The organism is Shewanella sp. Scap07 (genome assembly GCF_013394145.1).
Taxonomy (GTDB): domain Bacteria; phylum Pseudomonadota; class Gammaproteobacteria; order Enterobacterales; family Shewanellaceae; genus Shewanella; species Shewanella waksmanii.
The window spans coordinates 4325709-4352258 of record NZ_CP041329.1 but is presented as its reverse complement, the minus strand read 5'-3'; the positions used below and the strand labels follow the sequence as shown (position 1 = coordinate 4352258).

Genomic DNA, 26550 nt, shown 5'->3' with positions numbered 1-26550 from the left:
AAAGCCAACAACATTGAAGCTTATGGGTAGGCTTTGTCGATACGACGACCAAAGCCTGCTATCAACCTCATCACATCTGGCCAACTGGCACTTTGATTAATATTTAACGACAAATATTGCTGCTCATAGCGCAGTGGTGCTGCCATCGGCGCTAATGCTTTGCGCTGGGTGGCAGTGGCTTGTGAGGCGCTGTGGCCGTCGTTAGATTGAATGTCTAAAATAGGGATCTCGAGCTGAGCGAGTTGCTCAGGGATGAGCTGGTTTTCCTGATCGCGAAATCGGTAAGGATTTATCACTACTAAGATATCTGGCTTAGGCAACTTGCTCTCGCTGAGCAAGCTAATTACCACTCCTGCGCTGCGATCTAAGGTGATCAGCATGCGCTTGCCCGGATAAGCTGCCCCGACACTGTCGAGCTGATCTAACGTGGCTGTTAGTTGGTTAACTTGGGTGTCGGTGAGTTTTTGCCATTGCTCGTCAGAATATTTTTTTAGTGGTTTATTATTTTGTTCACTGAGCTGCTTTTCGCCAGCTTTGGCGACTTCACTTGCCTCAGTGGCATAGTTTGCCGGCGAAATTGCCGCAGGTGGTGTGATAGCAATGCTGGCCCACCCCTGAGGATTAATGTGGCGACGTATATACTGCACCACACCAGCTTCATCAGCATGGGCGCCAAAATCAGCCACTAGAATTGCCGCGCCAAATTGATGCTTACCACGCCACGACCTCACCAATGCTTGGCCGCTGTCATCATTGCCTAGGCTCACCACTTCTTTGGCATCAAGATAATCATACCGTGAAGATTCAGCGTTTAATGAGTGGCTGAACAGCAAACTGAGCAGCACAAGCGTAGCGGTCAAGAGATGTGGCATAGTCGACAATACTGAATGAATATAGAGCAAGTATAATAGCAATCAACGCCGTTTAGTTGTAGCGCAAAAAATAAAAAGCCCCAGTAGAAACTGAGGCTTAATTGGTTATCAAGCTAGCTAAGGTTAAGCGTGGCTAACCAGTACAAGTCGAATGGCATCAAGTTGCAGTTGGCAGTTATCAATATAGCCGTTTAGCTCAGCCATCTGCTCGGTTAAATGGCTCAACTCTTCATCACGAATATTGGGGTTCACAGCTTTTAATGCTTCCAGTCGCTCCAATTCACCGGTTAACTGCTCGGTCATTTTAGCTCGTGCCCCTTCTGCAAGTAGGGTTAGCTCTTTATCTGCAAACTCGGCCGCGGTGCTGAGCAGTGGATGCAATAAGGCTTGTGAAGCATTGACTAGTTTGCTGGCAATATGACGATTGACCGCACTAAGCTGCTTATCAAAACTGTCATAGCTGACATTGTCCGATAGGTTATTGCCGTTTTTGTCCAGCAAGATACGTACTGGTGTAGGCGGCAAGTAACGATACAGCTGGCTCGATTTAGGTGCAGAGGCATCGGCCATGTAGATCAACTCTAGAAATATGGTGCCTGCGGGTAGCGCTTTGTTTTTCAGCACTGCCACACTCGTGGTGCCGGTTTCAGAAGAAGTAATTAAATCCAGGCCGGTTTGTACTAGCGGATGCTCTTGGGTGATCAAAGCGATATCGTCTCGAGATAGCGCCACATTACGATCGAAAGTCACCGTGATGCCATCTTCTGGCAACCCTGGGTAGGTTGGGAACATCATATGTTCGCTAGGGTGCAGAACGATGGCATTTTCACCGCTATCTTCTTGCTCTACACCAATAATATCCCATAGCCGGATCACTGAGCCAATTAAGTGAGTATCTTCATCTTTAGCTGCTAACTCATTAACCAGTTTATTGGCGCGCTCACCACCGTGAGAATTAATCTCTAGCAGTTTATCGCGGCCTTGTTCCATGGCGAGCTTTAGCTCTTTGTAGCGCGTCTGAGTATGGTTGAGTAGCAAAGTCATATTGTCGCTATCTGGCGCTACGAGTTGACTTAATAGCTCTTCAGCAAACTCACTAAATAAGATGTGGCCACTGGGGCAGGTTTGCTCAAAGGCGTTAAGGCCTTGGTGATACCACTGCATCAATGACTCTTGCGCAGTACCCGCGAGGTAAGGCAAATGAATTTCAACGTCGTTGTTTTGCCCAATTCGGTCTAAGCGACCAATACGCTGCTCAAGCAAATCAGGGTTCAGTGGTAGATCGAACAATACCAAGTGACTGGCAAACTGGAAGTTACGACCTTCAGAGCCAATTTCACTACAGATAAGGGCTTGAGCACCACCAGATTCTTGTGCAAAGTAGGCGCCGGCTTTATCTCGCTCAATAATCGACATGCCTTCGTGGAATACCGTGGTTTGAATCCCTTCACGGGTACGCAGGGCTTCTTCTAAGCTCAATGCTGTTTCTGCTTGGCTAGCGATAATCAGCACTTTCTTGCTGCGATGGTTTTTAAGGAAATCAATCAACCAATCAACTCGCGGATCGAACTTCCACCAACTGGCGCTAGAACTTTCAAATTCTTGGTAAATTTTCTCAGGGCTAAGGGCCTGCTTAACTTTGCCTTGGGTATCTAAGTGGCCATTCATCATTGCGCCGACTTTCGCCGCAGTCACATATTGCTGCGGCATAGCCTGAGGGTGTGGATGGAAATGGCGAACCGGGAAGCCTTTTACTGACGCACGGCTATTACGGAACAACACGCGGCCGGTACCGTGGCGGTCGAGCAATTCTTGTAGCAACTCATCACGGGCGCTGTTGCGCAGGTCGATATCTAAGCTGTCATCTTCAATCAGGCGCAGCGTTGGTGTGATGTCTTTTTCACTCAGTAGTTCTGTGAGGCTGTTGACGGCTTCGTCACTGAGTTGCTTACCGCTGCTGAGCGCATCGGCCGCACTGGCTACTTCTTTGTAGCTTTGCTCTTCATTTAAAAACGCTTGGTAGTCGTAGAAGCGATCAGGATCGAGCAAGCGTAAGCGCGCAAAGTGGCTTTGATGGCCCAATTGATCCGGTGTTGCGGTAAGCAGTAATACTCCAGGTACCACTTCACTTAAGGCTTCAACAACACGATAGGCACGACTTGGTGCCTCTTCGGTCCACTCTAAATGGTGGGCTTCATCAACCACCATTAAGTCCCAGTCTGCATCGAGTGCTTGATCGAGGCGCTTTTTCTTACGCAGCAGCTCAAGTGAGCAGATGACCAGTTGTTCGGTGTAAAATGGGTTGTCGTTATCGGCATAGGCTTCAACGCAGCGATCTTCATCAAACACGGAAAAACGTAAATTGAAGCGGCGAAGCATTTCTACTAGCCATTGATGACGCAAAGTGTCTGGCACAATCACTAAGATGCGTTCAGCACGGCCGGTGAGTAGCTGCTGATGAATAATTAAACCGGCTTCAATGGTTTTACCTAGACCAACTTCATCGGCCAGTAACACCCGCGGAGCAAATCGCTGTCCAACTTCATGGGCAATCCATTGTTGGTGTGGGATCAGTCCAACTCGTGGGCCCTGTAAGCCAAGTAAGTCTGATGTTGCCAATTTATGGCGCAGTAACTGGCATTGGTAACGCACACCGAAACGGTCAAGACGATCGATCTGCCCAGCAAACAGACGGTCTTGCGGCTTATTAAAACGGATGTTGTGGTTAAGCAAGGTCTCTCGCAGACTCACAGCCTCGCCGGTGTCATTGTGGCTACCGTGGTAAATGATTAATTGATCTTTTTCTTCAACTTCACTGACAGTTAAGCTCCAACCTTCGTGGCTCTCAATACTGTCTCCCGGATTGTAGATAACACGGGTTAATGGGGCATCGTTACGTGAGAACATGCGGTTCTCATCCGTGGCAGGAAACATAAGTGTGACCATACGGCCTTCAATTCCAACTACCGTACCTAAACCAAGCTCTGATTCGGTGTCACTTATCCAACGTTGACCTAAAGAAAAGGGCATTAATATTTCTCATTTACTGGGTGAATCACAAGGGGGCGCGTATGTTATACCAATCGCGAGCATTTTGAAAATTGAACCCGCTAATATTAGCGTAATGGCCAACACGATAGATTACAAATTCAGCAATTGATATTTATTGGCTTGCTGCTTTGTCGCTGGCAGGTTTTGGCACTACCTTGGGTGACAGATATTGTGCAACTTGTTGGTTATTTGAGCGGGCATAAGCCCATCAGGGCCGTAGTCATCTGTTTGTCATCTAGGCAGGCTATTTATGATTTGCCTACGAGTGAAAAACTTAATTGGAGCATTGATGAGTTGGAAATATGCTGGCAGTATGAGATTAGGCATAAGTCATTTCCACTTTTCAAAATAGGAGTTCGTTTTATTTCGTTAATTTAAAAATATTGCACAATTTGGAGGCGCCATGGAACAAGACGACAGAAAGTTGTTTGTACTGGATACCAACGTGCTACTGCATGAACCTTTAGCGATTTATTCTTTTAAGGAACATGATGTAGTCGTGCCAATGACGGTTCTAGAAGAACTGGATGTAATTAAAGATAGAAAACGAGATGTAAGCCGAGATGCCCGGGTCGCCATCCGTGCATTAGAAGATATTTTAGGGGGCAAGACCACACCAGAACAAATTGTTCAGGGCGTACCGCTGCCACGCCGTGAAGACCACAGTGATGCCAACGGCACACTTTCTATTTTCCCCGATCACCAAATCGATAATACGCAAGCATCGCTACCCGGTGACAATAACGATAACTGCATCATCAACACAGCCTTACATTTGCAGCTTCAGCACCAACCTCGCAAAGTCGTACTCGTCACTAAAGATATCAACATGCGCCTCAAAGCCAAAGGGGCAGGTATCCAACATGTAGAGGACTACCGAACCGATCAGTTAATTGACGATATTCGTTTTTTAACCAAAGGTTTTCATCAATTTGAAGGCGACTTTTGGGCACGTAAAGAGCATGTATCGACCGAAAGTCATGGCAGACAAACCATTCATACGGTGCCCACTGACGAGGTGGGAGAAGAGCACTTTTATACCAATCAGTATTTAATTGACGAAGAATCTAATTTTTGTGGTCGAGTGATGGCACCGCCGACCGAAGATGTCAAAATTCTCGATTTAGGCAAAGATAGATTGCTTAACCTCGATGCGTGGGGAATTAGGCCAAAAAATATCTACCAAGGCATGGCGCTGCAAGCCTTACTGGATCCAGATATTGATTTGGTCATTTTAACCGGCCCAGCAGGCTGTGGTAAAACCCTGTTAGCGATGGCTGCGGCGTTGGAAATGGTGGTGGAGAGAGGCCTGTATGACAAAGTGATTGTCACTCGAAACACCCCCGAGATTGCAGAGTCGATTGGTTTCTTACCGGGCACCGAAGAGGAGAAAATGGCGCCTTGGTTAGCGGCGATCACCGATACCCTTGAGGTTCTGCATAAAAATGATGTTAACCCGAGTGGCAGTATGAATTACATCATGGATAAGGCCAATATTCAGTTTAAGTCGATTAACTTTATGCGCGGCCGCTCGATTCAAAATTCGGTGGTGATTCTAGATGAGTGTCAAAACCTGACCGCATCGCAAATCAAAACCATGATCACCCGCATGGGCGAGGGCACTAAGCTGATATGCGGCGGTAACTTGGCGCAAATCGATTCTAATTACTTGACGCCAGTGACCTCGGGATTGACCTATATTGTCGAGCGATTTAAAGACTTTGAAGGCAGTGCCAACGTTTACCTAAACGGGGTTGTGCGCTCACGCTTGGCAGAGTTTGCCGAGGAAAACTTATAGCTTTATCCCGCCGTTATTTGAAGCATCTCGCAAAAGACCACATTAATTGTGGTCTTTTTGTATCAATTGTCATCTGCTTGTTATTGTTGATTATTTTCAATGATATACTGAATTTAGTTCACCAGTCAGTCGTTTTTTATTTGCTGTATCTGGTGGTTTTAGCCCGTTTCGTAATCAATAATCAAACATCAAGTCATTATTGAAGTATCGCTATACCGGTGTAATGAGTTGTGAGGGACCAAGTAATGTTTGACAGTTTAAGTATCAAAATAAAATACTCCATTCCATTGTTTATTGCCTTGCTGGCTCTGATTACGGTGATGTTTGCCAATCAGCTTCTGACCAATAAGTTGGAGCAAAGTGCCGAAGTTTTTCCCGACAGCTTTATTCCGGCAATCAGTGCAGTACTCAATGCTGACCGGGATCTATACCAAGCGCGCGTTGCAGAAGTTGAATTGGTCAATAGTGCCGCTAATGCAGGGGACTTAGTGGCTACAATTGAAGAAAATGCTCAGCAGGCGAAACAACGCTTTAATCAGTATCGTGACTTAATGGCCGCCTATCCAGATGTACTAGCTTCGCTACAAGGGTTTGAGCGGGCCTATGATGTTTGGGAACGTAATGTACAGCAAGTTATTTCCTTAGCGGCGAGCGACCGATTACAAGAGGCAAGGTCATTGGCCCAAGGCGCGTCGGTAGAGAGCTTTGCAGAGCTTCGAGATCTTTATGATTTGGCCGGTGAAAGTGCTTTTACCAAAGCTGAGCTGTTAAAAAAACAGATCCGTGATTCGAATGCAGGTTATAAAACGGTGGCACTAATTGTGACCATATCCGTGTTGCTGCTGTCAATAATAACGGCAGTGTACAGTCAGAAACTGTTGTTGCAGCGGCTGCAGGAAATAAAAAATGGTATAAACGAGATCACCTCAGGTGGCGGCGATCTGACCCAAAAAATTGCCATCAAGCAACGGGATGAGATTGGTGAGTTAGGCCAAGCGTTTAATGAATTTATCGAAAGTTTGCACGGGCTTATCTCACAGGTTCGCCAAGAGGTTGTTCAATTATCTTCGAGTCGAGAACAGCTGATGTTATCTGCCAACAGTGGATTGGCAGTCGCCGACAAGCAAAGCAGTGCATCGGATATGATAGTGAGTGCAGTGCATCAAATGAGCATGTCCACCAAAGAGTTGGCCGATATCGCCTCAACCACTGCGGATGAAACCAAAAGTGCTATGGTGAAAGCGCAGCAAGGCAGTGAAAAAATCAAGGAATCGGTATTAGAGATAGATCATTTGTATGGCAGCATAGAAAACGCCGCACAGGGGAGTAAAAAGCTCTCGGAGGATTCAAACAATATATCCGGGGTGTTAGATGTGATTCGTGGCGTGGCCGAGCAAACTAATTTGTTGGCGCTCAACGCTGCCATAGAAGCTGCACGAGCCGGCGAACAGGGCCGCGGTTTTGCGGTAGTGGCTGATGAAGTCAGATCATTAGCGCAGAAAACCCAAGAGAGTACAGATAGCATTCAAGTTATGATTGAGGCATTGCAAGCGGGCGTGGGTGATGTGGTCAATCAGATTGAAGATGGTTTTAATAAAGTCTCTAGTACCGTTAACTTGATTAGAGAAACGGAGCAGTCTTTGGAGCGCATTTTAGCCAGCATCTCAACGGTGAGTGATATGACAACTCAAACTGCTGCCGCGACTGAAGAGCAGACAGCTGTCACCGATGACATTAATAAGAATCTACACAGCCTCAATGAGCAAATTTATCGAACTAAAGAAATCGCTACTGACACCAGTGATGCTTCAACTCAAGTGCACCAGCTTGCCAATGAAATTGAACTGGCTGTGGGGCGCTTTAAAGTAGAAACCAGCTAACTCGCATTTGTTTGATCGCGATTTGCAACAAGGCCACGTTATTCGTGGCCTTTTATTTCCGGTTTTTCAGTTTTTTATACTAATATCTGTCAGGCAGATATTGAACTAATCCCACAGTTTACGTGTCTTTGATATTACAGATTGTCAGTTCCGCTTCGCTAAGTTGATTTTGCTAAGCTGCAATTTTGGCTTGGTGTGCTTGTTTTTGCGGCCTTTGTCGTAGATTGATAATTGTTGTTGTGGGGTAATATAGAGTATTCCATTGATCTATGTTCCTGATACTATATGAGGAATTGATTAAGACATGGCATGGACCAGCCGTGTATTCATAGCTGTTCTCAAGGGTAATTGATGAAATCAACTGAGCCGGATCTTCAACTGAAGTCGCCGATACAGAAAAACTACAATCGCGCCGTGTTCTACACCTATATAGGTGTGATCATTATGGCATTGCTAACCGCATGGTTTTTCTTTGAACGCCAAAAGACCACCATGATGGAGCAGCGTGAGGAGTTGGTCGAGCGCCATGTATTGCAGATCGATCTGTTATTAGAATCCAGCATTCGAGCGGTAAAAAGTCTACGTAATGTGGCGGTAGATCATCTTCGTCTTGGGGAGCTGGTTCGTAGTGAGCGGTTACCGCAATATGAAAAGTTTAATGAAAGCGGCCAGTTTTTTACCCTAGAACCGAGTTATGCCCAAAGTGGTGAGCCGTTTACCAATATGGGACGCATCACAGGCTCAGGATCGCTTAATGGTCGCAGTGATAAGTTTTATCAAGAATTAGAGATGCTATTTGAGTTGTCGCTATCGTTTCCGGTCGCGACCGAAGCCGCACCGAAAGCCTCATCGATCTACTATATCTCTAAGCGCCGCATCATGTCCTATTACCCTTGGCCCTCAGATGAGCAGCGATTTAGAGAAGAATTACTGAATAAAAACCAGTTCCAACTGGCTACCCCAGCAATGAATCCACAGCGCACAGTTTTTTGGAGCCCAGCATATGTGGAGCCAACTGACAAAGGTCTATTAACCACGCTTGGTGTGCCTATTTATCTTGAAGATGAGTTTATCGGCTCTATCAATTTGGATATGACGTTAGCCTCGCTGGCCAAGCAGATGCGCTTGTACTTTAAAATGCCCGGCACGGTTATTTTGCTTGATCAGCGCAACAATATTCTGTCGCACAGCGGCACAGATACCGATGACATTAATCGGGTATATCACATCAGCCAAAAGATCCCATCGGAGCTGCACTCAGTGCCTGAATCTGAGCTGTATTCAGCCCATGAAGGCATTATTCGCAACGGTTACTACATTCACTCAGTGGCGCTACAAAATGCCCCGTGGCGCTTATTGTATCTGCAAAAAGAGAGCGATCTTTTTAGTGAGTCTTGGGACAAGTTGGAGCTGACCTTTATCTTAGTGGTGATTGCCTTATCGGTATTGGTGACCATTGTGCATTGGCAAACTCGCCGCTCTTTTGTAAGCCCGGCATCGAGGTTGCTGACGCACCTAGAAAGTTGCTCACAAACGCCGCGTAAACCACCGGAGAAGATCACTCCAGGTTGGGAGCCGTGGTTCCAGTTGGTGAGTCGGATTTTTGAAGAGAACCAGCAATATACCCGACACCTTGCAGAGCAAAATAGGCGCTTGGATAAGCTGGTTGCCCGCCGTACCGAGCGGCTAAAAGAGACCACGGAACGCCGTGAGCGAGAATACGCTTTGCTGCGATCGTTACTTGACTCTATTCCCGAAGCGATTGTGTTTAAGGACAAAGAAGGTAAGTACTTAGGTTGCAACAAGTCGGCTGAACGTATGCTGGGTTACAGCGAAAGCGAGATGATTGGCCAAGACTCAATCAAGCTGACCAGTGATGAGCAATCGGCACGAATTCGTGCGGAAGATGAACGGGTATTGTTAGAGCGTACGCCGCTGCGCTATCAAGAAAAAGTCGAGCTGGCCGGTAAGCCGGTGTTGCTCGATATTCTCAAGCTGCCATTCTACAACCGTCGTGGTGAGTTGTTGGGTTTGATTGCCGTATGGCGTGATGTCACCCGAGAATATGAGTCGGCTGAGCAGCTGCGTCTTTCAGAAGAGCGCTACCATTTAGCGATGGATGCGGTAGAAGATGGTCTGTGGGATTGGTACTTGGATTCAGAGCAGATCATCTGTAATCCAGCTTATTACTCAATGTTGGGCTATAAGAGCAATGAGTTCCCCGCTTTGGTCTCCACCTTGGACGATCTGATTCACCCAGATGATCGGATTCGTGTTGAAGAGTACCGTGAAGCGTATCTTGCCGACCCCATTGGCGCTTACGATATTGAATTTAGAATGCGCGGCAAAACCGGCCAATACCATTGGTTGCTTTCCCGTGGTCGTGTGGTTGAGTTTACCGCGGAAAAACAACCTAAGCGTATGGTTGGTACCCATAAAGATATTACCCGCCATAAGAGTAACGAGGTGGCGCTGTTAGAAGCTAAGCAAGATGCTGAATCGGCTAACTTATATAAAAGTGAATTCTTGGCTAACATGAGTCATGAAATTCGCACCCCAATGAACGCCATCATTGGGATGTTGCAGCTGGCTCAGCGCACATCGCTGACCCAACAACAGCAAGACTACCTTGATAAAGCCGGTTTCTCGGCGCAGTCACTGCTGCGGATCATTAACGATATTCTCGACTTCTCTAAAATTGAAGCCGGTAAGCTTGAGCTAGAGCGGGTGTCATTCCCGCTGGACAAAGTGCTTGATCATGCGCTCGATCTCAACGCGCTGAAGGCGCAAGAGAAAGGCGTTGAACTGTTATTGTATGCTCCGGTTACCGCGGGTTTGATCCTAGAAGGCGATCCACTGCGTTTAGGGCAAGTCCTGATTAACATGCTGTCTAATGCGGTCAAGTTCACCCAAACCGGTGAGATTGAACTGGGTTGTGAAGATGTCGGTGAGCGCGATCACCGCATTACCTTGAAGTTCTGGGTGCGTGATACCGGTATTGGTATCAGTAAAGAACAGCAAATGAACCTGTTTGATGCCTTTGCCCAGGCCGATGGTTCAACCACACGTAAGTACGGCGGTACAGGGTTAGGCTTGTCGATTAGTAAGCACTTAGTGTCCATGATGGGCGGCACCATGCAGGTGCAAAGTGAGATTGGCGTCGGCAGTACCTTTAGCTTTACCATCAGCTTTGAGATTGCAGAAGAAGCAGAGATTAAACCTTTAGTGGTGCCGGAAGTGCTCGATAACCTCACCACCTTAGTGGTCGATGATAACCCGACAGCGCTGCAGATTTATTCAACGGTTATGCGTGACTTCCATTTTGATGTTGATACTGCAGCCACGGGTGCAGAAGCCCTGTTTAAGCTAAGTAAAAAGCCGGTCGATTTGCTGTTGCTAGACTGGATGATGCCAGAAATGGACGGTATTGAAGTGATTCGCGAGCTTGATGCGATGGTTGCCGATGGTCGTTTAGATAAGCGTCCGGTGATCATCATGATGACCGCGTATGCTTCTGAGCCACTCAAAGAAGATGCCGACAAGGCCAACATCTTTGCCATGTTGCAAAAACCATTTAAAGCATCGGCACTGTTTGATGAAATCATCTCTGCGTTCATTGATAAACCGGCATTGAATCCGGTCAAAGAGCTGCCAAAAGAGAGTGAAACCGAGCAAAGCGGTGATATCTTGCTGGTGGAAGATAACTTTATCAACCAACAGGTTGCCACTGAACTGCTTAAGAGTGCCGGTTATGAAGTCGATGTGGCTGACAATGGTCAAATTGCTATCGATATGATTGCTAAGCGAAAATATGATGCGGTATTGATGGATATTCAAATGCCGGTTATGGATGGTTTAACCGCCACGCAAGAGCTGCGTAAGCAATACAGCGCCACAGAGCTACCGATCATTGCCATGACCGCCCACGCGATGTCGGGTGACCGCGAGAAAAGCTTGGCAGCAGGCATGAACGCTCACATCACCAAACCGATCGTTCTCAATGAGTTGTTCGACACCTTAACCCATTGGATCAACCAAAAAAGCTAGCCCCAGCCTAATGTATGGCCGCCTCAAGCAAAGATGAAACATTTACACTTGAGGCTTGGCCATTAGCTGTTTAAGCTAGTGGTTAAATTTAGCGCAACAACTCTACCTGAAACTGATTGTGTTAAAGCCATTTTGATCAAGCAATTTGCCGTCCCATGTAGTGACAACCACAACAGAAAAAGCTACTCGCAAATTGCCGTGCCCTTACAAGGAGAATAAATGAAGCTCTCAACTGTTGCGCTAGCCGTTGTGCTGGCCACGGCGCCCTGTGTCGATGCCTTTGCGGCAACCTCAAGCAGCAAGATTATCAAGCAAAGCCAAGCGGCTACCGGGTTTATCAACCTCTTTTATGCTAAAGCTGACGGTCAGTTATATCTCGAAGCAAACAAGCTCAATCAACCTTTCCTTATGCTGACCAGCTTGCCACACGGCGTAGGATCCAATGATATCGGCTTAGACCGTGGTCAATTGGGTTATACCCGTCTGGTACAGTTTGAACGCCATGGTCCTTACTTAGTGCTTAAGCAGCTCAATACCCAGTATCGTGCGACCACAGACAATCTGGCTGAACAACGGGCGGTGAAAGAAGCTTTTGCCGAGTCGGTGTTGTGGCGTGGAAAACTGGTAGAAGGTAAACGTGCACTCGTGGCTATCAATGATTTAGTCATTAATGATCTGCACGGCGTAACCCAAATGCTGGCGGCACGTGATCAAGGGCAATATCGTTTAGACACTGAGCGCTCATTGATCCTGCCTGAAGGAGTGAAGTCGTTTGAGAAAAACAGTGATGTAGATGTACTGCTCACATTTAATGCAGACAAATCAGGTAAATATGTTAAGCAAGTGACGCCAGATGGCCAGTTTATGTCTATCCGTATGCGCTACTCCTTCATTGAGTTGCCCGATGATAACTTTACCCCGCGTGCTTATCACCCCATGAGCGGCTATCTGTCCGACAGCTACCTTGACTATGCCACCTTGGTCAACCAAGACATAGTGCAGCGTCATCTGCTACGACATCGTTTGCAAAAAGTTACCCCAGGCGATGCCCCAAGCGAAGTCGTCAAACCGATCACCTATTATTTAGATCCGGGGGTGCCTGAGCCGATAAGAACAGCACTGCTCGATGGTGCGCGCTGGTGGGAGCAAGCTTTCACCGAGGCAGGCTTTATTGATGGTTTTAAGGTCGAGCTGTTACCAGAAGATGCCGATCCGCAAGATATTCGTTATAACATGATTCAATGGGTACACAGGGCAACACGCGGCTGGTCATATGGCAGCGCGATTACCGATCCTCGTACCGGTGAGATCATTAAAGGTCATGTGACTTTAGGTAGCCAACGAGTGCGCCAAGATCATCTTATTGCCCGAGGGCTAACCGCTGGTTGGCAAGACCGTGAAGCGGCAGAGCAAGCCGCGAGCGCGCTAGCCCTAGCACGTATACGTCAACTCTCCGCCCATGAAATTGGCCATACCTTAGGCCTAGATCATAACTTTGCCGCATCCAGTAACAACAATGCATCAGTGATGGATTATCCTCACCCTAAAGTGAGCCTCAATGGCGAGCAAATTGATATCAGTCAGCCCTATGATGAAGGGCTAGGTGCTTGGGATCTTTATACCGTGGCTTACGGCTATAGCGAAATGGCCGATAGCGATGCACAACAAGCGCATTTGGCTGAGCTACGTCAAAGTGCTCAGCGCCAAGGGTTACGTTATATCGGAGAAGCTGATTCACGTGCCTTGGGGGCTAGCCATGCCTATGCCAGCTTGTGGGATAATGGCAGCGATCCCGTTGCCGAACTGCAACGTTTAGGTGAAGTACGCCAGCAAGCTATTAGCAACTTCTCCGATAGCGTGTTACTGCAAGGCCAACCCTATGGTGAACTCAGAGACAGCTTCGTACCGATTTATCTGCTGACCCGCTATCAGATCGCCGCCGCTGCCAAGTTTATTGGTGGTGTCGATTATCAATATGCAGAAGGTGAAGACGGTAAAGAGTGGCATTATTTGGCACCAGAGTTACAACAAGGGGCTGCCGATGCGCTGATTGCCACCTTAAGCCCAGCGCAATTGGTGTTGCCCCAAGGTCTCAGCGAAAGCTTAGTGCCTAAATCGGGTAACTACTACGCTACGCGGGAAAGTTTTGACTCTGGCGTCGGAGTGGTTAACGACCCCATTGGCATGGCGGAAGTATTAAGTCGCCATACATTAACTCAGATGCTGGCGCCGAGCCGTCTTAATCGTGTTAATCAAGGTTATCTGAACGATAAAGAACAGCTGTCAGTGCCTAAGCTCGTTAACCAAGTGCTAGGCGCCACCTTGTATGAAGATATTCCCACAGGCCGCGAGTTGGGCGTATGGATGCGAGTGAACGCTGTGGTGTTAGAGCAGTTATTGGCTAGCTATCATCATGCAGACACGAGTAGCGAGGTAAAAGCACAGCTCTATGACAGACTCAAATACGCGTTAAAACAGCTATCGCGTAAAGTGAAACGTAGCAGTGCTTATGAGGCTGCCCATTTTGCTTGGTTGGAGAAACGGTTAACCAAAGCCTTAGCTGACAGCAAAGTGAAAATGATTGATAAACCGCTGACCTTACCACCGGGTTCACCTATTTAGCGGTTTAGTGTCGTGATGTTAAAGGCTCCATTTTGGGGCCTTTTTTGTACCAATTTGAGCAATAATGGTGCAGTTGTTAACAACAAATAGCCCTTTGACACGTCTGCTTGCATTTCTGTCTAAAAGCTATTCAGTTGGTGTTTTTATCTAAACTATGTGCGCTGACCAGTTTAAGTGATTGCTGTGGTGTCTTTTTTATTACTTTACGCAGTATTTTTGGCTTTGGTGGTTCGCGGTATATTAGCAACAGATGTATCAATTTGCATGATTTGTGCAGAAAATCTTCACAGCGCTTGTCAATTACTTTAAAGTGGTTGTTAATTACTTGTGGTCAATAAGATTGGAGTTGTATATGAAGTTGTTAACCAGCGCGACCCTAGCAGTAACACTCGCCGTGATCTCTAGCCCTACATTGGCGGATATTCCTGATTTTTCTAAAACCTCAGCGGCGAAATCAAGCTACCAATTTAGTCAAAATGCGGCAGCGAAGCAGAATTTTGTTAAGCAAGCTTCAACCCGTCATGACTTTTCTAAAACGACAGCGGCAAATCAGCAGTATCAGTTTGAGCAAAACGATGCCGCGCCTATGGTGAACACAATCACCACCATTGAACATGACTTTTCTAAAACAGCAGCACATAAAAAACAAAGTTAATTCAGTATCATTGCCAACAAATCTAAAAAAGCATGCCTAGGCATGCTTTTTTGATCGTGGTAACAACAAGCTGGTTTTTCGGGGCTACACCGATGATAGTGATTGCTCATCTTTACGGCCGATGCGGTAGGCATCTACAATGCCGTATAGCCACGCGCCCGCAAACATAACGGTGGCGACATTAACCCACATATCGTTGGTGACGTTGCTCGATTGCGACACTAGAGCATATATTTCACTGAGATCTAGCTTGATATTACCTTTGGTAAATTCGCTGATAATGTTTCTTGCTTGGTGTACGGCCTGCACTAACAAAAAGCCTAAGCCTAACAAGGCGCAGCAAGAGATCAGCGTTCCTCTGTTGTAACGCCTTAAATAGAAGTGCCCTGAGCCTGGGCAGATAAAAGCGGATAAAAGTGCAGCTTTAGCAGCGCGGTGCATAGGTTCCTTCCCACTAGACAAAACAAAATACCATCGATCCGGCTTATTTTACGATAAGCTGAAAGTAAATTATATCACTTCAGTGAACATATGTTCACTGAAGTGTTTCATAGTGTGTTTAAGCACTGATGTGATCACTGGTAGCTTAAGCTGCCCAACCCAATGAGAACATTGGGACTGGGCTTGCCGGGAAGCAACGGGTTACGCCTTAGAATAAGGGATCCTAAAGGCTAAGGTGTAGGTCACAGGTAGCACAATCAGTGTCAGTACTGACGCGAAACCTAAACCAAATATGATAGTAATGGCCATTGAACCAAAGAAGGCATCCGACAGTAGGGGGATCATGCCCAGCATAGTGGTGATGGCTGCCATCAATACCGGCCTAACACGGCTCACTGACGAGTCAACCACAGCCTGATAAGGCGCTTTCCCTTCACTGAGTTCAAGGTTAATTTGATCCACCAATACAATGCCATTTTTAATGATCATTCCGGTTAAGCTAAGCATGCCGAGCATGGCCATAAAGCTAAACGGTGCATCAAATAACAGTAGGCCTGCAACAACACCAATGACCGCCAGCGGAACCGTAAACCAAATGACCAAAGGTTGTCTGACTGAGTTAAATAGCAGTACCGTGATGATAAACATCGCCAGGTAACCCATAGGAATCGAGCTAAACACAGATTCTTGTGCTTCAAGGGATGTTTGGTATTCGCCACCCCATTCCAGCTCATAACCTGCTGGCAGTGCTATCGCCTCAATATCGGCTCTGACTTTTCTAAACACCGAATCAGCGGTCTCGTTGGTGCCATTGACCGGATCGGCCAACACTGAAATCACGCGTTTACGATCGCGGCGCATAATCAGTGGATCTTCCCACTCGGTAGTAAAGTCAGTGACTACTTGTGTCACAGGCACAAAGGTATTGTTATCTGAACTCCACACTTGCAGCTTCCAAATACTCTCAGCGTCAAGTCGTTCACTGGCAGGTGCACGGGCAATAATCGGCAACAGATGGCTGTTTTCACGATAAGTGCCAATTTGTTTACCGCTAAAGTTAACTAACAATGAGTTATCCAGATCGGTCTTACTGATGCCGGTTTCTCTGGCCTGGGCCAATGCTAGCTGCGGTCTTATTAGATTGACCTGATTGCGCCAGTTGTGACGCACACTCACTGCGGTCGGTTCATCATTGAGCACTGCGGTCGCTTGGGCGGCAAGTTGACGCAGCACCTGTGGATCTTCGCCATAAAAGCGTGCTTCAATTTTAGCTGCGGGGCTAGGGCCGTTCTCCATATATTTGAAGCGGTATTCAGCTTCTGGATAGCGACGGCTAAGCTCCACTTCCAGCTTACGCATATATTGATTAAGGGTGGCTAAATCTCGCATCTCAATCAGTAACTGACCGTAGGCGCTGTAGCCCTTTTCTGGGACATAAGACAACACAAATCGCTGTGCACCTTGGCCGACGACTGTGGTTAAGTTAGTCAGGCCAATATCATGGTCCACTTGCTGCTGCATTATGTCTGCTTCAATTCGTGATAGCAGTTTTTCGGTTGCTTTAATGTCAGACCCTTCTGGCATCCATACATCCACGAAGAACATTGGCGTATTTGAGGCTGGGAAGAACACATTCTTCACTTGACCAAAACCAATGATGGCAGTGACTAGCGCCGCGATGATCAGTAGCAGCGTGACCGAACGAAAACGCATTGCCAAGTTTAACGTGTGGCGATAAAGGGTAAATAGCCAACCTTGATAAGGATCTTTCTCATCTTCATCCGCAGTCACTTCGCCATCTTTAAACATCAGGTTGCAGAAAAACGGCGTGAGCGTCATTGCGGTGATCCAACTGATAAACAGTGAAATCAGCAACACCTGAAACAGTGACACACAGAACTCACCCGTGGAGTCGCCAGATAAGCCAATGGGCGCAAAAGCGATAATGGCGATAATGGTGGCGCCAAGGAGTGGCCATTGGGTTTGTGACACCACGCTTTTAGCGGTTTCTAAGCGGGTTTTACCCCGTTTAATGCCAATCAAAATACCTTCGGTGACCACAATGGCGTTATCGACTAGCATCCCCAATGCAATGATCAGTGCCCCAAGTGAGATAATTTGCAGCTCGATGTTGAGCACATTCATCACGATAAAAGTGCCAAGAATGGTCAGCAGTAACACCAGTCCCATTAACAAGCCTGAGCGCACGCCCATGAAAATCAACAGCACGCCAATGACGATCGCGATAGATTCGGCCAAGTTAACCAAAAAGCCACTGACCGTATCATCAACCATTTGGCTTTGATCATAAACGGTGTCTAATGACATGCCGATTGGCAGCTCGCTATGTAGCTCATCCATGCGGGCATTTACCGCCGCACCCACGTTAACCACATTTACGCCGCTGGCAAATGCAATCCCAATAGACAGCGCTGACTTACCATCTGCGTGGTAAATACTCTCTGGGGTTTCTTCAACGTCTTTGTAGATGGTAGCAATATCACCTAGGTAGATTAATTTAGCACTGCCCGGTGGGCTAATAAGCAAGCGCTCCATCTGCTCAACTTTGTTGAACTCACCCGTTGGGTGAATGCGAATACGATTGTCACCCACGAGAATGCTGCCGGCATTAGATACCACGTTTTGGCTCTGGATCAGGCTATAGATATAGTCTTGGTCGAGCCCTAGCGCGTTGAGCTTTTGCTGAGACATTTCCACCACGACTTGATCCATCACTTTGCCAGCAATGGTGACCTTTTTAATACCATCAACTAACACTAATTCGCGGCGTAAAAAGTCGGCGTAGTTTTGCAGCTCACGGTCGCTATAACCATCGCCACTGACATTAAGCAAAATACCGTACACATCACCAAAGTCATCAATCACTTTGGGGGTTAATACCCCGGGTGGCAGCTCGATGGTTTTGTCGCTGACTTTACGGCGCACCTCATCCCATACCTGCGGTAACTGCTCACCGTCAAAGGTGTCATCCATCTCGATTTCAATTTGCGACAAACCCGCACTGTTAACGGACGTGATATGTTTAATGCCCTCAAGTTGTTGTAAGGCATCCTCTAAGGGCAGGGTGACCTCTTCTTCAACTTGCTCTGGCGATGCCCCAGGGTAGGCGGTAACGACCAACGCCTGTTTGATGGTAAATTCAGGAAACTCCAGTTGTCCTAAATTGAAAAATGACACTGAACCGCCTACCAGTAAAAGCAGGGCAAACATCCAGCTGATCACTTTGTGAGTGATAGAATATTCTGCAAAATTCATTGAAAAAATCTCTTAGTCAAAACGCCAACTTGGCTGGCAGCACCCACGCCTTATCTGGCTGCGATTGTACTAGCAACAGCAGCAGATAAAGTGTGAGTCACGGGGAGTTAAAAAGTGGGGTTGAGTCCTAGACCCCTCGCTGCCAACGAAGTGGCTTAACTTTCTGCTCTTCTGCAAGGTATTGCACGCCAGCCACCACGACTTGATCGCCAGCTTTTACACCTTGAGTGATTTCAATGCCTTGGGTAGTCACCTTACCTAAGGTCACTATTTGAGCGTGAACCTTGCCGCTATCTGCGTTGTAGGTCCAAACAATGTTTTCGCCGTCAGTGTCGCGTTTAATAATCGCACTGGCCGGTAATACCGAGGTCATGCCATTCGCATTGCGGTTAGAGACATCTAAGCTAAGCTCAGCGCTCATTCCCGGTAAGATGTTAATGTCAGTCGGTTGTGGCAGGGTAAATACCACTTCGTAGCTTTGCGTCCCTGGGGTGACCTGGGTGGCATGCTCTTTAAGCTTTACCGGGAATGATAACTCAGGCTTGGTAGCAAAGCGCACGGTAGGTTGACTACTCGCGTTAGGGTTAAAGCGGGTAATCGTGCTCGCCAGTGACTCAGGCACTTGAATCACTACGTCAATGTTGCGGTCTTTTTGCAGGACCAAAATAGTCTGATTAGCTTGTACCATCTGATAGTTATCAATGGATATTTTAGCAATCGTGCCATCAAACGGTGCCTTGAGTTCGGTATAGCTAAGCTGATCTTGCGCGCTAGCAAGGTTAGCTTGTGACGATTTTAATTGTGCTTGCGCGGTATCGTATTCAGCTTGAGATATTAGCTCACGGCGCAATAACTCTCCTTTACGCTCAAAGTCGGCGGCGGCTAGTTCATAATCAGCCTCACGGTTAAGCAAAGTGTTGCTGGCATCACGGCTGTCCAATCTGGCCAATACCGTGCCTTTTTTAACATGTTGGCCTTCAAGGTAGGCAAATTCCACTAAATGACCCGATAACCTAAAAGCCAGATCCGCTTGCTTTGTCGCGGCGACTTTAGCGGGAAACTGTCTGATAGCACCCGCATGGGCATCGGCTATTTCAACCAGTTTAACTGGCCGCACTGTCGGCGCTGGAGTTTCAATAGATTCGGCGCTACAACCCGCTAATACTGAGGCAAGAACGATAAGTGATAGGGTAGTGGGCAAGTGCTTCATAAGTTGAATCCCGTGTTAGGTGTAACAGTGTGTATTAATTAGGCGCTACAATAACAGTAACCAGAGTTGTATAAAATGGAATTATGTGGAATCATGAATTCCAAATAATGAAACTATAATCCCTTGATCTCATCGGCGTATCGTGTGCAATGTGTATAATGAAGGTTGAGGATTTGTTCGAAATAGGTAGTGGATTGTTATGAAAACCGAAGATGTCGCACTGTTTCACCGTATCGTTGAAACCGGCAGTTTAGTTGAGGCTGCTGATATCCTTAATTTGCCTAAGTCAACGCTTAGCCGCCGGTTGCATGCCCTGGAAGAAGAGCTGGGGGTAAAGCTATTTCATCGACAAAGTCGAGCGATGACATTAACCGCATCAGGTAGCCACTTCTATGACAAAACCACAGTGATGCTGGCGGAACTAGAGCGCACCATGTCTGAATTGACTGGTGAGCAAACAGAGGTGTCTGGCCATTTACGCATTTTAATTTTCCCAATCCCAGAACTGCTGATGATCACCCAGGCCATTTTTGAATTTATGGATCTGCATCCCGAGCTCACGGTGGAGATTATTGTCAGTGGTGAGCCAAAAGATATGATCCGCAACAATATCGATTTGGCATTTATGCTCGAAGACTCGTTTAACGAAAATGAGATGGTGGCGCGGCACCTATTTAGCGAAACCGTGCATTTCTATGCCAGCCCAGCGTATCTTGCACGGGCAGGCAGACCGCAAAGTCCCGACGACTTGCCAGAACACAACAGTATTTTATTTCGTTACCCCAATGGCCAAATTTTTAATGAAGTGCCTTTTGGCAAAGATCGCATTATCAGTGTTAAGGGCAACCTGTGCGTTAATATTCTTGAAACTTGCCTTGAAGCCACCATTGCTGGGCGCGGTATTGCCATGATGCCACTGCCTTTTGCCCAACCTTTTGTGGATGATGGTCAAATAGAAATGCTGTTCCCTGACGTCGAACCCTATGAAGGTAAATGCTTTTTAGTTTATCCATCTCGGCGCTTTATCAGCATGGCCAGCCAGCGCTTTATTGACCATGTGATGAACGCCATTGAAGAGTGTGAGAAAACCCAGCTGTGCCAGGAAGATGCGTATCTTGGTGGCTCCATTAAAGCCTGGAGATCAAAAACACTTTTTTAAAATCTCCACCAATAAATCCCGTGTCGATACTGTCAATTTGTTAAGCTGGCTGGCGAGTGTTTAGCCGTAATAAAAACAAAGGGATATTGATGAAACTACTGAGTCAAGGACATGTAATTGCAACACATTTAGTTGCAGTTACAGCGACAAAGATAAGCCAATTGGCTAAGAGTACACTGCTATTATTAGCGTTGCTTGCACCCGCAGGACATACGCTGGCTGACACTCAGTCAACCGATGCTACCTCCCCAGCATTGCATGCCCACAAGCAACGCGTCTATCTACGTGACTCTGTTACGGGTGTGGCCGTCAATCAGAGTGAGCTGACCCGTCAAGCCAATCAATTTGTGGATGTGTATTTTGTTGAAGGCTGGGGTCAGCAGCGACAAATTGCACTTACCTTTGACGATGGGCCGTCACAGTACACCCGCGCTATTTTAGATATTTTGGACCGACATCAAGCCAAAGCCAGCTTCTTTTGGATGGGTAATAAAATTGCTGCTAACCAAGCTATTGTCACCCGTGCACTGCAAGCCGGGCATACGGTGGCCAATCATAGCTGGTCGCATCCCCATGGTGCCACATTGAGCGCTAAACAATTGTGGCAGCAACAAATCGCCCCCACCAACCAAGCCTTAGCAAAAGTCACTGGCGAGCAGCCAGCATTTTACCGGCCACCCTTTGGTGAAATCAGCGATGAGCAGGTGTTAATGCTGGCGCAAAAGGGGATGCGAACGGTGCTGTGGTCGGTAGATACCCGCGACTGGGATGAACAAGCCATCACCGCGAAGCACATCAGTCAGACGGTGATAAGCCAAGCGCATCCAGAAATGATTGCCTTGATGCATGATGATGGCGGCAATCGCAGTGCCACGGTGCAAGCACTACCGGTGATTATTGAACACTATCAAGCGCTGGGTTATCAATTGGTCAGCCTAGATACGCTGTTAAAAGCGCCGCAGCCAACGGGCAGCGCGGTAGCCAGTGATTAGGGTAACCCCTTTAGGCTTTGGTAGGTTATTTGGCTGATTGCAAACTTGGCTGATCATAAGTTTAGCTAACCACAATACCAAAGCTGGCCAGCAGTTGTGGTTGTTGCCAAGCTTGAATCATCACGCCTTCTAAGTCGACTTTACGTGGGTCAAGGCCGGTTAAGTCGACATCGGCGAGATTAGCATAACGCAGGGTAAAACTGCCCCATTGCTCGGCACTAAATTGCCCACTACTGAGATCGGCACCGCTCATATCCGCCGCCACCAAATTAGCCCCCTGCCAATTGTTGTGACTGAGATGGCATTGATTCAAGCGGACATCTTCAAAGTTGGCATAACGCAAGTTGCAGTGTTCGATACGGGCGCTACAAACATAGGTGTCGATACCCAATTGATTGCCAAAGCTGCAGCGATCAAAGTCCGCACCTTGTAAATTACAATGACTTAAATGGATGTCATTGCACTGGGCACCCACAAAGCGGCTCATCGCCAAATGGCAGTGTTCGAAACGGACGTTTTCTAGCTGGGCATAGTCGAATTGGCAGCCACTATTGTCACCAGTCTCGCTAAAGCGGCAGTGGCTAAATTGTGCGTCAGTTAAGTCGCAACGACTAAAGCGGCAACGATAAAAGTGGCAATGCTCGAAGCGTGCTCCTTGTAGATCTTCGCTGCTAAAATCATGGTCAACATAGGTGTGTTGCCTAACTAACATCGCCGCTCCTGTGGCTATTATGAGTCGATTTTATTCCCGCAGTTGAGCCACAATTGAGCTCTTTTCGGGTTCAGAAATTCGCATGGCGAGCAGATAGCACGCCAAGCCCATCAGTGCATTGCTGATGGGTAAAGCGAGCAGTAAGCCTTCTACGCCGCCAAGTTTTGAGCCCAGTGCGGCCAGTGGCAACATGACCAAAAACAGTCGGCATACGTTTAATGTCAGTGATGCCATAGGGCGGTGGTAAGCGTTGAGGCTGGTGGCGACTAAAATGATGATCCCAAGCGGGCCATAAGCCACCGGTAGCACCCAAATGTAAAAGCTTAGCCAATCAATTACTTGGGCATCATTGCTAAACAACTCTGCAATGGGCTGCGCCGCAAAAAATAGTGGTAAATACAGTAAGCTTTGGAATACAAATACAAACTTGAGCGAAAGCATCAGCGCTTGGTGAGCCCGCTGGGTTTGGCCTGCACCTAGGTTTTGCGCCACAAAAGGCACTAAGCTTGATGACAACGCCATCACCGGTATTAGTAGGACCGACTCTAAGCGAATTCCGGCACCAAACGCGGCCACTGCGCTATGGTCAATGCGCGCCAGCATCGCCATTATCATGGCATTCGCTAACGGGTTAAGTAGGTTCATTAATGCCGCAGGCTGGGCAATATGTGCCAGTTGTTTCCAATTGCAAATTAACCGCTTACGACAAATACCGGCAAATTCCACCAAATGGCGTTTGAAAATGAGCAAATAACTCGACAACGACAGCGCCACTAACCAAGAGATCACGCTGGCAATGGCAGCGCCTTGGATCTCTAAGCGTGGAAACGGGCCGATACCAAAAATCAGTAACGGATCGAGGATCACATTGATGATCGCCGCCAAGGCCATAATTTTAGCCGGCGAGCGGGTGTCACCAGTGGCTCGTAATCCCTGATTTCCCACCATCAACAGCACTAATATGGGCGCGCCTAAATACCAAATCAACATGTAGTCGCTGATCAGCGGCAAGCTGCCTGCATTGGCGCCCAGCAAGCTAAACAGTGGGTTGATAAACAAGCTGCCCAAGATGGCCAGTAGGGCAATGAGTAAAAAGGTCAGTAGCAAAGCATCGTGTAAAAATACTTTGGCTTTGGGGGCGTTGCCGCCACCAATTAAGCGGCCTAAATTGGTTGATACGCCGGCGCCAATGCCAATTGCCACGCTAGAAATAATTAAGGTAACCGGAAAGGTAAAACTGATTGCAGCTAAGGCTTCTGTACCTAGCTGACTGATAAAAAAAGTGTCAACGAGACTGAACCCGAGAATGGTCAAAATACCAATCAGGTTGGGTAGGCTCATATTTAGCAGTACACGACCAATTGGCTGGGTAAGCAGCCCGTGTCTGTCTTTCATGGGAATGTGTTGCCTAGTCTACTGCGGGACGGCAATTCTATCAGGATTCCCGACATATTTTTAAAGCCCAGCTAAAATTTTTGAGATTTTTTTTGTAAAGCCCTTGGATCTGCATGGTATGACCCCCATATATCGAACATCTTGCGGCGATTATTGGCTGAAAAAGCTGGCCGCATTCATTGATAAACCCGCCAACGTTTGTTGGACCAAAAAATCATTAGGAGAATCCATAGATGAATATTCGTCCATTACATGACCGCGTCATCGTTAAGCGTTCAGAAGTTGAGTCAAAATCTGCCGGTGGCATCGTACTAACAGGTAGTGCGGCAGAGCAGTCAACTCGCGGTGAAGTACTTGCTGTAGGCAATGGCCGAATTCTTGAAAATGGCAGCGTACAACCACTGGACGTTAAAGTGGGTGATACCGTTATTTTTAACGAAGGTTACGGCGTAAAGAAAGAGAAGATTGACGGCGAAGAAGTACTGATCTTGTCTGAGTCAGATTTGATGGCTGTCGTGGAATAATTATCCACTGCAATTCATTTTCTCATTTTAATTTTTAAAGGATAAAAGAACATGTCAGCTAAAGAAGTCCTATTTGGTAACGACGCACGCGTAAAAATGCTTGCTGGTGTAAACGTATTGGCTAACGCAGTTAAAGTAACGCTTGGCCCTAAAGGTCGTAACGTTGTTTTAGATAAAAGCTTCGGCGCACCACTTATCACTAAAGATGGTGTTTCAGTAGCCAAAGAGATCGAACTTGAAGATAAGTTCGAAAACATGGGCGCGCAAATGGTGAAAGAAGTTGCTTCTAAAGCCAATGACGCAGCCGGTGACGGTACCACTACTGCAACCGTACTTGCTCAAGCTATCGTAAATGAAGGCCTAAAAGCCGTCGCCGCTGGCATGAACCCAATGGATCTTAAGCGTGGTATCGACAAAGCGGTTATCGCTGCTGTTGCCGAGCTTAAAACCCTATCTCAAGAGTGTAGCGACACTAAAGCGATTGCTCAGGTCGGTACTATCTCTGCTAACTCTGACGAGTCAATCGGTGAAATCATTGCCACTGCAATGGAGCGCGTTGGTAAAGAAGGCGTTATCACTGTTGAAGAAGGCCAAGCGCTAGAAAACGAATTAGACGTGGTTGAAGGTATGCAGTTTGACCGCGGTTACCTATCTCCATACTTCATCAACAAGCCAGAAACTGGCAGCGTTGAGCTAGAAAGCCCATTCATCCTACTTGTTGACAAGAAAGTGTCTAACATCCGTGAATTGCTACCTATCCTTGAAGGTCTAGCAAAAACCGGTAAGCCACTACTTATCATCGCTGAAGATGTTGAAGGTGAAGCACTTGCAACACTTGTTGTGAACAACATGCGCGGCATCGTTAAAGTTGCTGCTGTTAAAGCACCTGGTTTTGGTGACCGTCGTAAAGCAATGCTGCAAGATATCGCTATCCTAACTGGCGGTACTGTGATTGCTGAAGAGATTGGTCTAGAGCTTGAAAAAGCCACGTTAGAAGACCTAGGTACGGCTAAGCGCGTTGTTATCACTAAAGATGACACTACCATCATCGACGGTACTGGCGAGCAAGCACAGATTGAAGCACGCGTTGCACAAATCAAGATTCAAGCTGAAGAGTCAACCTCTGACTACGATAAAGAGAAACTACAAGAGCGTATGGCAAAATTGGCCGGCGGTGTTGCAGTGATCAAAGTAGGTGCAGCGACTGAAGTTGAAATGAAAGAGAAAAAAGCGCGCGTAGAAGATGCACTACACGCAACTCGCGCAGCGGTAGAAGAAGGTGTGGTTGCCGGTGGTGGTGTTGCACTGGTTCGCGTAGCTAGCAAAATCAGCGACGTTGAAGTGATCAACGAAGACCAAAAGCACGGTGTAGTTATCGCACTACGTGCCATGGAAGCGCCACTACGTCAAATCTCAACTAACGCCGGTGAAGAAGCGTCAGTTGTGGCTAACAACGTCAAGAACGGTTCTGGTAACTACGGTTACAACGCCGGTAACGACACCTACGGTGACATGCTAGAGATGGGTATCCTAGACCCAACTAAAGTGACCCGTAGCGCACTACAGTTTGCCGCATCAGTAGCTGGTCTAATGATCACTACCGAAGCAATGGTTGGCGAGATTCCACAAGAAGCTGCTGCAGGCGCACCTGATATGGGTGGCATGGGTGGTATGGGTGGAATGGGCGGTATGGGCGGTATGATGTAATCTTAGCTGGTTAAAATTCTTTATAGCGGTGTTGCTGCTCGCTCGTGTAGGCGTACTACACGTCGCTCGCAGCGCCTTGCTCTAAAGGAATTTTTCCTGCGCTATGTACAGATGCTGGTCTTAGCTAAAAAGCTTAGAACCTGTTAAATAGTAAAAGCCCCGATACTTAACGGTATCGGGGCTTTTTGTTTTCTGACAATCAACGGGAC

At 47.2% G+C, this 26550-nt stretch carries 16 protein-coding genes; 9 read left to right on the top strand and 7 right to left on the bottom strand.

The features are described 5' to 3' along the window. Positions 1–20 precede the first annotated feature (20 nt). The gene (locus tag FLM48_RS19155) at positions 21–872 is read right to left on the bottom strand and encodes a DUF3530 family protein (protein ID WP_179025767.1); all 852 of its coding nucleotides are present in this window, start codon (positions 870–872) and stop codon (positions 21–23) included. 123 nt (positions 873–995) lie between these two features. Next, entirely contained in the window at positions 996–3902 is a 2907-nt protein-coding gene (gene rapA, locus FLM48_RS19150) for an RNA polymerase-associated protein RapA (protein WP_179025766.1), read from the bottom strand. Between the two features lie 424 nt (positions 3903–4326). Here rapA and FLM48_RS19145 point away from each other — a divergent pair, with 424 nt between their 5' ends. The 5 genes from FLM48_RS19145 (at position 4327) to FLM48_RS19125 (ending at position 14925) form a co-directional block, all read left to right on the top strand. After that, positions 4327–5721, top strand: a complete 1395-nt coding sequence (locus FLM48_RS19145) for a PhoH family protein (protein ID WP_028774997.1) — start codon at positions 4327–4329, stop codon at positions 5719–5721. A gap of 245 nt (positions 5722–5966) precedes the next feature. Next, on the top strand, positions 5967–7601 hold the full coding sequence (locus FLM48_RS19140; protein ID WP_179025765.1) for a methyl-accepting chemotaxis protein: 1635 nt from the start codon (positions 5967–5969) through the stop codon (positions 7599–7601). A gap of 351 nt (positions 7602–7952) precedes the next feature. Then, positions 7953–11648, top strand: a complete 3696-nt coding sequence (locus FLM48_RS19135) for a response regulator (RefSeq protein WP_179025764.1) — start codon at positions 7953–7955, stop codon at positions 11646–11648. Positions 11649–11867: 219 nt separating this feature from the next. Further along, entirely contained in the window at positions 11868–14270 is a 2403-nt protein-coding gene (locus tag FLM48_RS19130; protein WP_179025763.1) for a zinc-dependent metalloprotease, read from the top strand. Positions 14271–14622: 352 nt separating this feature from the next. Next, positions 14623–14925 carry a hypothetical protein gene (locus FLM48_RS19125; protein WP_179025762.1) on the top strand — a complete coding sequence of 101 codons (303 nt, stop codon included), beginning with the start codon at positions 14623–14625 and terminating at the stop codon, positions 14923–14925. Positions 14926–15009: 84 nt separating this feature from the next. On the opposite strand, the gene FLM48_RS19120 is transcribed toward FLM48_RS19125, so the two are convergent. From FLM48_RS19120 to FLM48_RS19110, 3 genes are all read right to left on the bottom strand, one after another. Continuing rightward, the gene (locus FLM48_RS19120; RefSeq protein WP_179025761.1) at positions 15010–15366 is read right to left on the bottom strand and encodes a DUF6677 family protein; all 357 of its coding nucleotides are present in this window, start codon (positions 15364–15366) and stop codon (positions 15010–15012) included. A 201-nt stretch (positions 15367–15567) separates the two neighbouring features. After that, on the bottom strand, positions 15568–18642 hold the full coding sequence (locus FLM48_RS19115; RefSeq protein ID WP_028774992.1) for an efflux RND transporter permease subunit: 3075 nt from the start codon (positions 18640–18642) through the stop codon (positions 15568–15570). 127 nt (positions 18643–18769) lie between these two features. Next, entirely contained in the window at positions 18770–19852 is a 1083-nt protein-coding gene (locus FLM48_RS19110) for an efflux RND transporter periplasmic adaptor subunit (RefSeq protein WP_028774991.1), read from the bottom strand. 199 nt (positions 19853–20051) lie between these two features. Here FLM48_RS19110 and FLM48_RS19105 point away from each other — a divergent pair, with 199 nt between their 5' ends. Together FLM48_RS19105 and FLM48_RS19100 are read left to right on the top strand one after the other, a co-directional pair. After that, on the top strand, positions 20052–21011 hold the full coding sequence (locus FLM48_RS19105) for a LysR family transcriptional regulator (protein ID WP_179025760.1): 960 nt from the start codon (positions 20052–20054) through the stop codon (positions 21009–21011). A gap of 89 nt (positions 21012–21100) precedes the next feature. Then, the gene (locus tag FLM48_RS19100) at positions 21101–22003 is read left to right on the top strand and encodes a polysaccharide deacetylase family protein (protein ID WP_179025759.1); all 903 of its coding nucleotides are present in this window, start codon (positions 21101–21103) and stop codon (positions 22001–22003) included. 61 nt (positions 22004–22064) lie between these two features. Here FLM48_RS19100 and FLM48_RS19095 read toward each other — a convergent pair whose 3' ends face one another. Both FLM48_RS19095 and FLM48_RS19090 read right to left on the bottom strand, forming a co-directional pair. Continuing rightward, positions 22065–22715, bottom strand: coding sequence for a Qnr family pentapeptide repeat protein (locus FLM48_RS19095; protein ID WP_179025758.1), 651 nt, complete (start codon positions 22713–22715; stop codon positions 22065–22067). A gap of 30 nt (positions 22716–22745) precedes the next feature. Next, positions 22746–24110, bottom strand: coding sequence for an MATE family efflux transporter (locus FLM48_RS19090; protein ID WP_179025757.1), 1365 nt, complete (start codon positions 24108–24110; stop codon positions 22746–22748). A 233-nt stretch (positions 24111–24343) separates the two neighbouring features. Here FLM48_RS19090 and FLM48_RS19085 point away from each other — a divergent pair, with 233 nt between their 5' ends. Both FLM48_RS19085 and groL read left to right on the top strand, forming a co-directional pair. Then, complete coding sequence (locus FLM48_RS19085; protein WP_028774987.1) at positions 24344–24634, top strand: co-chaperone GroES; 291 nt, start codon at positions 24344–24346, stop codon at positions 24632–24634. A 51-nt stretch (positions 24635–24685) separates the two neighbouring features. Next, complete coding sequence (gene groL, locus FLM48_RS19080; protein WP_179025756.1) at positions 24686–26341, top strand: chaperonin GroEL; 1656 nt, start codon at positions 24686–24688, stop codon at positions 26339–26341. The last annotated feature ends 209 nt before the right edge of the window (positions 26342–26550 follow it).